The sequence below is a fragment of the Micromonospora sp. DT4 genome (assembly GCF_049841675.1).
GTDB lineage: Bacteria > Actinomycetota > Actinomycetes > Mycobacteriales > Micromonosporaceae > Micromonospora.
The window spans coordinates 1-11,529 of the sequence record NZ_JBNCKT010000141.1 but is presented as its reverse complement, the minus strand read 5'-3'; the positions used below and the strand labels follow the sequence as shown (position 1 = coordinate 11,529).

The window sequence follows — 11,529 nt, the reverse complement described above, 5'->3', positions numbered from 1 at the left end:
CGTTGCTCAGCAACGTCGATCATGGACACCCTCGCTCTTGTTCGCTGCCCCGCACCCCTTGGAATAGATCGTCTAGGTGGTGTGCACGTGACCTTCCGGAAGGGTTTCGTCGGTTGGTGACTGACGGCGGATGACCAGCAGGGCGATATCGTCGTCGGGGTGCTCCTGCGCGGTGGTGGCCATGATGCGGTCGCACAGTGCCTCTGCTGACTCCGATCGCACGGCGTTGGCGAGGCGCTCGATGCCGGTATCGATAAGTTCGCTGCGGCGTTCGACGAGTCCGTCGGTGTAGAAGACGAGCGTCGCTCCCGGCGGCAGGTCCACAACCGTGGTGCGGCGATTTTTTATCGGTTGGCCCACACCGAGTGGTCGGTCCACCGCCAGGTTGACGAGCTGGGCGGGTTGGCCGGGGGTGGCCAACAACGGTGGCAGATGACCTGCGCAGGAGAGGTGCACGCTCGATCGGTCGGGTGCGATGAGAGCGTAGACGGCGGTGGTCAGGGTGCCCGCCTCGAAGTGGTGAATCTTGCGGTCGAGGGAGGTCAGCGCCTCGGCGGGGTCCATGGCGTCGAGCGCGTAGGCGCGTAGCGCGCTGCGGATGCGTCCCATGACGACGGCCGACGGCAGCCCGTGGCCGGAGGCGTCGCCGATGACGGCGCCCACCCAGCCCGAGGGCAACACGAACACGTCGTACCAGTCGCCGCCGATGCCCAGGTCGTGGCCGGGCGCGTACCGGGCGGCCAGCTCCAGACCGGAGATGTCGGGTAGCCGGGTGGGCAGGAGGCTGCGTTGCAGGGCCAGCGCCGCCTGCCGGTCGAGGACCTGCGCTCGAGCCTGACCTGCCAAGCTGGCACGATCGGCGACGAGTTGCAACAGCCGCACATCATCGGGGCCGAACCGTCGCAGGGTCAACGAGCCGACGTGTAGCACGCCGATGAGGTTGCCGTTGGCGAGCATGGGCACGCCCAGCAAGGCACGTACCCCTTCGGCAAGCAGGATGGGATTGACCACGTCGTCAGGCGTGACGTCATAGATCGTGACCGGCGCCCGTGTCGCCGCCACTCGGCCGGCGAATCCGCGCCCGACCCGTACGCGGAAGCCCCGGCGTACCTCTTCCTCCAAGCCCTTGGCCGCCGTCGCGACGAGCTCGTCGGTGTGACCCTCGAGCAGCAAGATGGTGGCGGTGTCGACCCCGAGCAGGTCCCGCACCCGTTCGAGTAGTTCGTCGAGCAGTTCGGCGACGTCCAAGCCCGACAGGGCGGCGTCGGTGATCGCTTCGATGCGACGTAGCCGCTCCTCATTTGTCACCACCTCGGTACCGGCCACCCAGGCAGCCTAGACGCCGGCACGTCGCGCACGGCACGCCAGGAGCGAGATCAACAGTGTTCCGTCGTCAACGTGGGGTACCTTCCCATGTCCCATTGATGCCTTCATCGTCCGTGAACGCGTTTCCGAGAGCACACTCTGTCGCACCACGGCAACGCCCTGGCCGTCACATCCGGACAGAGAGGAAGAGCAGTGGCGGTTCCACCTCGCGAGCAGCATGCGCCGACCGCCGAAGAGCTTCGCTACTCGGCGTCCTTTGGCCTCACGGACCTCACGCCGTGGTTGCCCTGAGCTGCCGTTTTCGTCTGCAGGAGGCGGCTGTGAGGGAGACTGGGACCATCAAGCGTCGGTTCGCTTGCTCGATGTCTGTCGCATCGCGAAGGGGTCGCATGCCTATCCCCTCGCGGCTGTTGGCAGACCCCTGACCTGAACTGGCCGTCCTACAGGAGGGCGAGAGTGAGTAACTCGGATCTTGGCGCCCGCAGTGACCGTGGCAGTGCGTACGCCGAACTGTCTCGCCTGGTCCGGGGCGCGGGTCTCCTCGACCGCCGGCCCCGGCGCTACATGACGCGGATCGCGCTTGTGCTGGGTTGTCTCGGGGTTCTGGGCGTGGTGTTCGTTCGGCTCGGACCGTCGTGGTGGCAGACGGCTGTCGCAGCCGCCGTGGCGATGCTCCTCGGGCAACTGGCCTTCGTCGGTCACGACGCCGGGCACCAGCAGATCTTCCGATCTCGTCGGGCGAACGAGGTGCTCGGCCTCGTCTGTGCGAACCTGCTGACCGGGATCAGTTACGGATGGTGGGTCGACAAGCACAACCGCCACCACGCCCATCCGAACACCGAGGGCCGCGACCCCGATCTCATGGTGGCTCCGCTGTCGTTCACCCCGGGCCAGGCCGCGACGCAGCGTGGCCTGCGGGCGCTCTTCGTCCGGCACCAGGCGGCACTGTTCTTCCCTCTGCTGATGGCGGAGGGTGTGCATCTGCACGGCGCCAGCGTCCGGGCGATCATCAGCCGTCCTGGGCTCCGGCGCCGCCCGGTGGAGGCCGGCCTGCTCGTCGTGCACTTCGCCGGGTACCTCGGGGCCGTGTTCCTGGTCCTGAGCGTTCCGCAGGCGATCGTGTTCATCCTGGTCAACCAGGCCCTGTTCGGTCTCTACCTGGGCAGTTCCTTCGCACCCAACCACAAGGGGATGCTCATCCTCACCGAGGCCGACAACCTCGACTACCTACGCCGACAGGTTCTCACCTCCCGCAACGTGCGCGGCGGTCGGCTTCTCGACGTACTGCTCGGCGGGCTCAACTACCAGATCGAACATCACCTGTTCCCCAGCATGCCCCGATCGAACCTGCGCCATGCCCAGCCACTGATCCGCCAGTTCTGCGCAGAACATGGCATCGCCTACCACGAAACCACCCTGATCCAGTCCTGGGCGCAGGGGCTGGCCCACCTGCGGGCGATCGGGACCGGAGCGACCCGCCAGGGCAACGACTGAGTCCGGCCCGGTCCGCGCACGCCCTGGTCACCGACGAAGGCGCCGGGCAGGCCACCGCCGGGAGACGGCTGCCCGGGTACTGCTGTCGGAGTCGGAGTGGATGACCAGCGGGTAGGAAATCTCGGTTGGAACGACTAGACATCTTCTGCGGTGTGGCATACTCTTCTTCGAGTCGAGAGGAAAGATCCGTCAAGACGCAGACGGGCCGTCCGGCCGTGGGATCACGACGGGCGGCGAGGCGAGGAACATGTTTCACCGTTCCTTGCGAGAAGCAGTAGGAGCACGTCAGTTCCGGCGTGACGCACGCTGGTTGCAGGTGGGGCCAAGGCTCTTTTTGGGGTTCCAGCTGATGTTCGCCGTATGTGTCGGGGCCATGAAGTCGCGTGGGCTCCGGTGCCGGCGGACCGTACGACAGCAAGGGAAGAAGTAGCAGAGGAAAGGGAGGGCCGTACACCGTTGGATCGCCCGCCGTCGGCCTTGATGTCAGGCCGGGCGGACACCGCAGTTTCCATCGAACGAGAGGTGGTCTCCGGTCACGCATATGCGATCCTCGCGCCCGAAGCCGTCAGTGGCGGCTGGTGCGGATACGACAAGCCGACGTTTCTGTCGGAAGATGGTGTTCTGACCCGTAAAACCCTGGGCCCCGGCGCTTACGCGCCGGGGCCCTCGACATGGAGGTGACATGGGGCAAAACCCCGAGGACATGTTCGGCGATGAGAACTACCCGGCCTACACCATCGGCCAGGCCGCGGAGATGCTCGGCACCACGCAGGACTTCCTGCGTCGCCTGGACGAGGCGAAACTGATCAACCCGCACCGCTCCAGCGGCGGGCACCGCCGCTACTCCCGTTACCAGTTGCGCCTGGCAGCCCGGGCGCGGGAGATGGTCGATCAGGGCACCGCCCTGGAGGCCGCCTGCCGGATCATCATCCTCGAAGACCAACTCGAGGAAGCCCTCCGGCAGAACGAGAAGCAGTAGCGTGCGCGACGACAGGACTGACCAGCCCGCCCTCGTGCGAGTCTCGGCACCTGCAACGCGTTGACCAGCGCTCTCAAGCTGGTGACCTCGTTCGGCGTGCCGGACCGATGTCACCCGGCTCGGCCAGGCCAACCTGCCCCCGGCCCTGCTGAACCCGAACCTGCGCCGCCGGCCGGTCAGCGAGCGTGGCGCCGCCTGATCATCAAGACGCAATTACTGCAGGACAACATCAGGCGTACGGATCTGCCGCTGACAGGGCGCGGCGATGGTGGACGTGCTTCCCGATCGACCGATGCGGCTGCGGGAGCCAACCAAGGTACTGGGCGGGCAGCTCACAATCGATCGGCGATCGGCGGCCCGTCCGGCACTGGTCGTCGGCCGACGCTCCGGCGTACTGGGAGTGCCGACCGGATCGTTGTCCGTGGCCGCTGGTAACTGGATCGGTGGGACGAGACGTCACGATGTACGATTCCCAGCTCGTGGCCCGGCAGAGGCTTGGTTGCGCCGCCGAGGAGAACACTTTGCACTGCACGAAATGCGGGACCGAGCTCGAAAGCCCCGGCCAAGGCCATCTGTGCCGGTCCTCGACACCTCCGCCCGCGCTCAGGACGGCGGGTTGGAACGTCGCGACCTGGTTCGTGGCCGGGTTCGCCATTCTTTACGCTCTAGCCGCGATCGCCGCAGCCGTCCTCGGCAGCGCACCGAGCGACCGTGCCCGGCCGCTGCCCTTGCCCCCGGCCGGCGCGGGCACAGCAATCGGTGTCGTCCTGGCCAACCTGATTCTGCTTGTCGCCATCATTGGCCTGGGTGTCAGCGGGCTGATCTGGGGCCGTGGCACTCGTCAGATCGCCGAAGCGCACGGCTCCTCGGGCCGCTCGTACAGCCGCCACTGGGGCCTGCGCGTGTTCTCCTCCTGCCTGGTCTTGAGCACCGCCATGGCCTGGTTGGCCACCAACCGAACCGCCCCGGCCGTCCTGTTCGGCCAGGCGGCCCTGCGCGCCCTCGGAGCCGCCGCGCTGATCGGCGGCGTGCTGCACAGCCGGAGGCGAGTTCTGCGGCTGGTCGCCCAAGTCGACCGAGTCATCGCCGGACACTACTCGCCGGTCGCCGGGCAAGACCCGGCGTGGCCGCTGTCGCCCACTCCGACCAGCGAGGACTGGAACGCCAGCCAGTGGGACCCGGACGTGTTGCGCGACATCGAAGCCCGCCGTCATCGTGACAGAACCTGATCTCGAGGTGCGGTCGGTCTCCAGCGCGACGACGGTCAAGTGCGGCGGACATCCGTAGCTGCCGCCGACCGTGCGCGCTGTGCCTCGGCGCCCCAGTCGCGTTGCCTGAACGTCGCCCTCGCACTGCTCGACGAAGACGTGCCACAGCGAAGCTCCGAGGCGCCTGGGCGGTGCCAGGGCCACGGGCCCGGGAATGGGGAGCAGGGCGGGCACAGCCGCGTGCCCTGACCGGCGTTGAACTGCAACCGATAGCGCCGATGGCGCTCAACGGCACCGCGCACCGGCCTGGGAGTCGGCGTCACCCGCGACTGATCGGGGCTGATCGGGGCGGACCGGGCGGACCGGGCGGACCGGGCGGACCGCTTGCCGCGTCCGGTCCCACTGCTGGTGTGCGGCGGGTTCGGCGTCGTGGTTCTTGCGGTCTGTTCAGTCGTCGATCAGCCTCTCGTACGGCGTACCCTCCGGCGTGAAGATGAGGACGAAATCCTTGCCCGCCTCGGTGGCGACCCTGCGGAGGGCAGCCAGAGCTTCGGCCTCCGTCGGAAGGTCAAGGCCGAGAGCCGCGGCCGCACGACCGCGCCGAGCTGCCAGGTCGGGAATGTCGTCCAGATAGTCGGCGGCCAGTTCGCGGCTCTCCTCCTCGGTGAACGCGTGGCAGTCGCGCCACCACGGCGCCACCAGCAGGAGCTGAAGCAACTGCGCCAAGCCGATCGCTACGAGGGCCGCGCCGCCTTCCGAGTCCGCGTACAGGACCGGCCGTTCCTCGCCGCCGTCACCGCAGAAGAAGTACGTCCCCCCGGAACCGTCACCCGCGAAGCCCTCGAGCGCCGCTCCGGATGCGAGATGGACGTCCTCGACGTGGTCCTTCCGGTCCAGCTCGAAGTCGCCCGGCCAGGCGAGGAAGCTGGCGACCTCGTCGTGTTCGGCGATGGCCGTGATCAGCGATGGCATGTGCCGCACCTTATCCCCACGCGCTATCCACGGACATCCAACATCCCGTTGCAAGACTGCGCCCAGGCAAGTCGGCCAATCTCAGATTGGAGACACTGTGATGCGATCAATCAGACGGCGAGGGCTCTTTACGGCGGTTGTGGCAGTGATCCTGTCCCTGGTGCTCCCCGCGATCCTCGCCTCCGCGGCACCCGTCGAGTCCGAAACCTCCACGGCGATGAGCAAGCAGGCCGCGGAATCGGCGCTGCTCGAGTTCGCGGCGCTGCATGCCCCCGCCTCGGTCGCCACGGGCAACTGCATCGACGATGCCTGGAGCTGGCGTGCGTATCGGGGGCGCCTCCGTCGTCGGCCGTCCCCGTCGGCCCGCCCGAAACGTCCCGTTGGCCCTGTCAGGGTGTCAGGCCGGCCCGGATCGCCAGCATGGCGGCTCCCACGCGGTCGCGGCTGCCGGTCCTGGCCAACACGGTCGTGACCTGGGTCTTGACGGTGCTCATCGAGAGGTGGAGGCGTTCGGCGATCTCGGTGTTGTTCCGCGGCGATCAGGTCGGCCGCGCTGCACCGCTTGAGTAGGAAGCCGCGCGCGCCGGCGGCGATGGCGTCCAGGACGTACGCGTCGTCGTCGAAGGTGGTCACGACGATCACGGCCGGGGCGTGCGGGATCGCGGCCAACTCGCGGGTGGCCCGCAGTCCGTCGAGGATCGGCATGCGGATGTCCACGAGCGCGACGTGCGTCGGCCGGGTGGGCAGACGCCCGACGCCGGTGCCGCTGGGCGGTCGTGAATGCGCGTGTCGTACCTGGTCGGGGAGCTGCCGCGAGGGGTGACGGCTACCGTGTCCTGATGGCTATCTCGCCGCACCTGGCCCGGCTGCGGGCCGTTATCGGCCACGAGTTGATCCAGCTGCCGTCGGTGGCCGTCATCGTCGTCGACGATGACGGACGGCTCCTGTTGGTACGCCACACCGGGAATCAGAACGGTTGGGCGGTACCCGGCGGTGCCGTCGACATTGGGGAATCTGCGGCCGAGGCGGCCGTGCGTGAGATGCGTGAGGAGATCGGCGTCCAGATCGGCCAGCCGCGGCTGCTGGACGTGCTCGGCGGCGCCGACTACGAGGTGACCTACGCCAACGGCGATCGGGTCGCCTACGTCCCCGCCGTCTACGAGGCGGGGATCGTCGACGGGGCACCGGTCCCCGACCAGGAGGAGGTCAGCGAGCTGGACTGGTTCACTCCGCTGCAGCTCCAGAGTGCAGACCTCAACCGGTTCAGCCGGGCACTGCTGCGGGCCACGGGCCACCTCGCCAGTTGACGGCGGGACAGTTCCCCCAGCGCATGGGTGGACGAGGTCCGGTCTGGTCTGCTGGAGCGACCTCATGCGGTCCTGGCCCGTTGCGTGCCGACGATGCAGCAGAGGACGACGGTCGCGGTCAGCGGCACCATGACGCTGAGGTGCTCGCCCACAGGAGGATTGGCCGTGGCCTCGACCGCACCGATCCAGTTCGCGAGACCGCCCACACCAGGGTCTGCAGCGGCTGGGCGAGTTGGAGCTGGCTCGCCCGCGCCACCCCGATGAGGCCCATGCCGCGATACCAGACCACGAACCCGCCGAACTGCGAGATGGCCGCGATGTACGCCATACCCCCGATGGCCTCGGCCGTCAGGCGCACCGGCTCGTGCGGAAGCGCGACCGCGCACACGGCGACGCTGACCGGTGCCACGAGGACGACACCCCGGCCTTGCGTGCGGATCTGCGCTCGTTCGTCGTCGACCGTGGCGTCGCCGACGGCGATCGCCTCCGGCTGGAACTCGAGTATCTGCTCGTGGGTGGCCACGCCCGTATCGGCGCGATCACTCGGCGTCACGTGGCGGACGGTCCGGACCGAATGCGGTTCCCGGCCGGCCCCGGATGTGACTCTCCGGAGATGGTCGACCACGTGCTGAATGCGCAGTCCAGGCCCCATGGGGACGGCCAAAATTCGTGCCGAAAACGGTGACCAAATCGGCCCGCAGGCCCGTCTGTTAAGTGACGGATGGTCACGCCTGACGGTCGGCCGAGGGGGGACGGGACATGGGGGACGTGCGTGGGCGCTTCAGGGACGAATTGGCCCGACACGTCGCCCCGCCGTTGGGTGACCTGGTCCAGCAGTCGGTGGTGCAGGGTCGCCGACTGCGTCGCCAGCGCCGCCTGACGCAGTTCGGCGCCGGCAGATCGGCGTTGACGGTGCTGCTCGTCATCGGCCTGGCCGCTGGGTTGCTCGCCGGCGGTGCCGATGGCGTCGGTCAATCCGGCGAGTCGAACGTCAGTTCGTTTGGTGGGCTGGTCGACACCGTCACGCCGTCCCCGGCTGAGGCCTCAGGTACCGCACAGGCGCCGGGTGTGGCCGCGTCGCCGCGTCTTAAGACCAAGGTGATCGACACGGTACGGATCGGGGCGGGGCCGGGCGGTGAGCTGCTGAGGACCACACCGCAGGGTGCTCTGGAGCTGCTGACCTGGCTGCTACCCAAGGGGAAGACCAGCGGTTACGCGAGCCGTCGCTCCAGCCGCGAGTTGGCGATTCCGGCGCCCCCGGATCGGGGTGAGGAACATCCGGCCGAGCTGCGCATGACGTTGCTCGACGCGGTCGCCACCCTGCCGTTGCGGGATCGGGCGATCATCGTCCTGCGCTACTGGGACGACCTGAGCGTGGAGACGACCGCCGAGGTCGTGGGCGTCTCCACGGCCGTCGTCAAGAGCCAGAGCATGCGCTCTCTCGGCCGGCTGCGTGAGTTGCTCGGCGAGACCTGTTCCGAGCTGTTCGCCGAGGAACGTCATTGAGCGGCTGGGGTGCGGCGGGGCGGATCCCCGTGGTGTCGGGCCGCCCACCAGCCGCGGCCGCGCTTGTCCTGAAACGGTGGCGAGGGCGCCACCACGCCCTCGTCGGCAAGGGCGCGACCTGCGGTGGTAATCATCTGTGTGTGGGAGGTGTCGGTGTCCGTACCGAGCAGCAGGAGCTGCCGAGCCCTGGTCGCTGTGGTGCCGTTGGTCCTGTCGGCGTTGGTGGTGTTGGTCGCGGGGTGCCAGCAAAGGGAGCCCGGCGTCGGCGCCGCCGAGTCGCACACCGCAGCCGTCGAGCGCAGTGGTCTGAGTATGCTGCTGGGGGCCGGCGATCTGGGTGCGGGCTGGCACGAGGATGACGCTCGAACCGGCCTGCCTCCTTGGCCGTGGGAGCAGGACGACTGCCCCAACTACCTGAGCAGCGACTACACGGCGAAGTCGCATCGCCGCGATGCCGTGGAGCGCTACTACCGACTGCCGGACGGCTCGTCGCCGGCGTACCACGTTGTGGAGACGTACGAACCTGGATGGGCCGAGCAGAATTTCGATGACGTCCGTCAGGTCCTCCGGCGGTGCGCGAGCTACGTGGTCCACGGAGCGACGGTCTCCTTCGACATCGTCGACCCGCAGTATCTGGGGGGCGTGGGCCTGCTCGTCCGAGGCCGTATCGACCATGCCGGCACCCCTGCTACCACGAGGTACTTTGTCATGCTGAAACGAGGCGAGACGGTTTCGACCGTCAGTCTGCCCGACCTGGGCAACCAGGCAGCGGTGGACTCGGTCGCGGCGAAGGCGGTGGCCCGCCTTGGCTGAACGGGGAGGTCGGAAGCTGCCACGCCGCTGGGTCTTCTCCGCGGTCACCGTGTCTCTCGCCGGCGTCGCGACGGCAGCCTTCGGTGCCACGCGCGTTCGCGACGGTGATGGAGTTGGCTCGTCGCCCGGTCCATCGCCGGCAAGTCCGATCGCCACGACGCCGGCCGTCGACCGGATCAAGGAGGCGAGGACCCGCATCGAGGCCTACGTGGAGAAGTACGACGGCCATCTGGCGGTAGCGGCACTGGACCGACAGGGTACGGCTACCTTGACGGTCGGCACCGAGCGGTTCGAGACGGCCAGTATCGTCAAGGTCAACATCCTCGCGGCCCTTCTGCTGCGCCAGACACCGCCGGGCAAGGCCCTGAGTTCGGAGACCAGACGGCTGGCCGAGGCCATGATCGTGTCCAGTGACAACGACGCGGCGGTGGCCCTCTGGCGGAAGATCGACGGCTCGCGTGGCCTCACCGCCGCGAACCGCGCACTCGGTTTGCGGGAGACCAAGCCCAACGATCAGTGGGGGATGACCACCACCACGGCTGCCGACCAGCTCCGTCTGCTCACCGCGCTGACGTCGTCGAAGGGCCCGTTGACCCTGCAGGACCGTACCTTCGTCATGGGTCTCATGAAGAAGGTGATTCCCGAGCAACGATGGGGAGTCACCGCCGCGAAGGCGCCGGGCACCCGTTCCGTGTACGTCAAGAACGGCTGGGACACCGCCGATGTCGACGGTGGCCGCTGGCTCGTCAACAGCATCGGGCGGATCGCGGAGGACCGTCACGACTGGCTGATCGCCGTGCTCTCCGACTATCACGTGAGCCAGGAGGCGGGCGTCCGCGTCGTCGAGAAGGCCGCCGCGTACGTACTCAAGGAGACGCGCGCCGCCGTCGCGGACGACGGCCCCGCGCAGGGGTAGGCCGGAGCGTCCGGGCGCACCCCTGCCCGGTCGAGGGAGCGGTCACCGGTCGGGCGAAGGGGGCCGATCAGGTCCGGTCGGCGGCGAGGGGCAGTTGCGCGACCGGCACGAGTCGCCGGACACTGCGGCTCGGGCTGGGCTGCTCGGTGCCCTTGACGGTCGCGATGTCGGCCGCGAGCGCCTCGATCTGTTGGCGGGTGACGCCCGTGCGGTGCAGGCGACCATCGCAACGGCGCTGGCCGAGGACACGGCCGCCATGCTGCGTGACGTCTAATATCAAGGGTTTTTCACAGATACTCATCGGGCCACCCAGGACGCGTCGATCACGGCGTCGTCGGCGGCGACCGCGAAGTAGTCACAGAGGATTCCCGCAGCACGATCCTGGCGGGAGCACGCGTCCGACGCGGTCCCTGTCGCGACCGGTGGACCTTCGATGGCGGATGTCAGGACATCCGCCATCGAGGCGGTGCGTCAGCAGGTGCGCGGCTGCCAGGTCACCTTCGTCACGAACATGGGCACGTAGAAGTTCCCGTCGCCGGGGCGGACGCACTCCGTGCCGGTGAGTGGCTTGCCGAGGTACGTGTAGGACCAGGTGATCTCGGCGTTCCGGGAGGTGTAGTTGTAGAAGTTGAAGGCCGGGACGCTGCCCGACCACTCGGTGCTGGTCACCAGGGACGGAGTCGCCGTCGGACCCTCTGCCGGGTGGTCCCAGTTGGGCCAGATGCAGAACGTGCCCTGCGGGCAGTTCCCGGGCCCCCAGACGCCGCTTGCCGCAGCGGGGGCGGCGGGGGCGGTGGCGAGGACGCCTGCGACGGACGCGGCAACGGCGATGGATTTCCAGAGCACGGCTGACCCCTCTGATAGGCGACTATCAATGGATATTTAAGTTACCGGTGGAAATTTGCGTCGTCAATAACTAGGGGTGATGCGTCTCAGAGACTGTCGGGTAACTGGACGGCTACGCAGTGAGAAGTCGTTCGGCGTTGATGCGTCGGGCGGCTTCGCGCT

Annotated in this window: 13 protein-coding genes and 1 pseudogene; 7 read left to right on the top strand and 7 right to left on the bottom strand. The window is 68.2% G+C overall.

From position 1 onward, the window contains the following. Positions 1-72: 72 nt before the first annotated feature. The gene (locus ACLQ24_RS26190; protein ID WP_425894363.1) at positions 73-1,326 is read right to left on the bottom strand and encodes a PP2C family protein-serine/threonine phosphatase; all 1,254 of its coding nucleotides are present in this window, start codon (positions 1,324-1,326) and stop codon (positions 73-75) included. Positions 1,327-1,782: 456 nt separating this feature from the next. Between ACLQ24_RS26190 and ACLQ24_RS26185 the strand changes: the two genes are divergently transcribed. From ACLQ24_RS26185 to ACLQ24_RS26175, 3 genes are all read left to right on the top strand, one after another. Further along, entirely contained in the window at positions 1,783-2,820 is a 1,038-nt protein-coding gene (locus ACLQ24_RS26185) for a fatty acid desaturase family protein (protein WP_425894362.1), read from the top strand. 682 nt (positions 2,821-3,502) lie between these two features. Next, complete coding sequence (locus ACLQ24_RS26180) at positions 3,503-3,799, top strand: helix-turn-helix domain-containing protein (RefSeq protein ID WP_396729268.1); 297 nt, start codon at positions 3,503-3,505, stop codon at positions 3,797-3,799. A gap of 461 nt (positions 3,800-4,260) precedes the next feature. Beyond that, entirely contained in the window at positions 4,261-5,028 is a 768-nt protein-coding gene (locus ACLQ24_RS26175; RefSeq protein ID WP_425894361.1) for a hypothetical protein, read from the top strand. 426 nt (positions 5,029-5,454) lie between these two features. Here ACLQ24_RS26175 and ACLQ24_RS26170 read toward each other — a convergent pair whose 3' ends face one another. From ACLQ24_RS26170 to ACLQ24_RS26160, 3 genes and pseudogenes are all read right to left on the bottom strand, one after another. Further along, the gene (locus ACLQ24_RS26170; RefSeq protein ID WP_425894360.1) at positions 5,455-5,979 is read right to left on the bottom strand and encodes a hypothetical protein; all 525 of its coding nucleotides are present in this window, start codon (positions 5,977-5,979) and stop codon (positions 5,455-5,457) included. A gap of 389 nt (positions 5,980-6,368) precedes the next feature. Next, positions 6,369-6,473 carry a hypothetical protein gene (locus ACLQ24_RS26165; protein ID WP_425894359.1) on the bottom strand — a complete coding sequence of 35 codons (105 nt, stop codon included), beginning with the start codon at positions 6,471-6,473 and terminating at the stop codon, positions 6,369-6,371. 97 nt (positions 6,474-6,570) lie between these two features. Then, positions 6,571-6,684 (bottom strand): annotated as a pseudogene (locus ACLQ24_RS26160) (DNA-binding response regulator); the annotation flags it as partial. A gap of 134 nt (positions 6,685-6,818) precedes the next feature. Between ACLQ24_RS26160 and ACLQ24_RS26155 the strand changes: the two are divergent. After that, entirely contained in the window at positions 6,819-7,286 is a 468-nt protein-coding gene (locus ACLQ24_RS26155) for an NUDIX domain-containing protein (protein ID WP_425894358.1), read from the top strand. Positions 7,287-7,404: 118 nt separating this feature from the next. On the opposite strand, the gene ACLQ24_RS26150 is transcribed toward ACLQ24_RS26155, so the two are convergent. Continuing rightward, positions 7,405-7,839, bottom strand: a complete 435-nt coding sequence (locus tag ACLQ24_RS26150; RefSeq protein WP_425894357.1) for an EamA family transporter — start codon at positions 7,837-7,839, stop codon at positions 7,405-7,407. A 206-nt stretch (positions 7,840-8,045) separates the two neighbouring features. Here ACLQ24_RS26150 and ACLQ24_RS26145 point away from each other — a divergent pair, with 206 nt between their 5' ends. From ACLQ24_RS26145 to ACLQ24_RS26135, 3 genes are all read left to right on the top strand, one after another. Next, positions 8,046-8,792, top strand: coding sequence for a sigma factor-like helix-turn-helix DNA-binding protein (locus ACLQ24_RS26145; protein WP_425894356.1), 747 nt, complete (start codon positions 8,046-8,048; stop codon positions 8,790-8,792). 204 nt (positions 8,793-8,996) lie between these two features. Continuing rightward, positions 8,997-9,605, top strand: a complete 609-nt coding sequence (locus ACLQ24_RS26140; RefSeq protein ID WP_425894355.1) for a hypothetical protein — start codon at positions 8,997-8,999, stop codon at positions 9,603-9,605. Beyond that, a complete protein-coding gene (locus ACLQ24_RS26135; RefSeq protein WP_425894354.1) occupies positions 9,598-10,521 on the top strand; it encodes a serine hydrolase in 924 nt (307 codons plus the stop codon). Before ACLQ24_RS26140 ends, ACLQ24_RS26135 begins: the two co-directional genes overlap by 8 nt. Before the next feature lie 67 nt (positions 10,522-10,588). Here the strand turns inward: ACLQ24_RS26135 and ACLQ24_RS26130 are convergent, their stop codons facing one another. After that, the gene (locus ACLQ24_RS26130) at positions 10,589-10,822 is read right to left on the bottom strand and encodes a hypothetical protein (RefSeq protein ID WP_425894353.1); all 234 of its coding nucleotides are present in this window, start codon (positions 10,820-10,822) and stop codon (positions 10,589-10,591) included. Positions 10,823-10,992: 170 nt separating this feature from the next. Next, complete coding sequence (locus tag ACLQ24_RS26125; RefSeq protein ID WP_425894352.1) at positions 10,993-11,367, bottom strand: hypothetical protein; 375 nt, start codon at positions 11,365-11,367, stop codon at positions 10,993-10,995. Positions 11,368-11,529: the final 162 nt, after the last annotated feature.

Bases quoted from the DNA above. Each gene is read 5' to 3' on its own strand.
- ACLQ24_RS26180 (WP_396729268.1), top strand. From the start codon at position 3,503: ATGGGGCAAAACCCCGAGGACATGTTCGGCGATGAGAACTACCCGGCC.
- ACLQ24_RS26130 (WP_425894353.1), bottom strand. From the start codon at position 10,822: ATGAGTATCTGTGAAAAACCCTTGATATTAGACGTCACGCAGCATGGC.
- ACLQ24_RS26170 (WP_425894360.1), bottom strand. From the start codon at position 5,979: ATGCCATCGCTGATCACGGCCATCGCCGAACACGACGAGGTCGCCAGC.
- ACLQ24_RS26165 (WP_425894359.1), bottom strand. From the start codon at position 6,473: ATGAGCACCGTCAAGACCCAGGTCACGACCGTGTTGGCCAGGACCGGC.
- ACLQ24_RS26155 (WP_425894358.1), top strand. From the start codon at position 6,819: ATGGCTATCTCGCCGCACCTGGCCCGGCTGCGGGCCGTTATCGGCCAC.
- ACLQ24_RS26145 (WP_425894356.1), top strand. From the start codon at position 8,046: ATGGGGGACGTGCGTGGGCGCTTCAGGGACGAATTGGCCCGACACGTC.
- ACLQ24_RS26175 (WP_425894361.1), top strand. From the start codon at position 4,261: ATGTACGATTCCCAGCTCGTGGCCCGGCAGAGGCTTGGTTGCGCCGCC.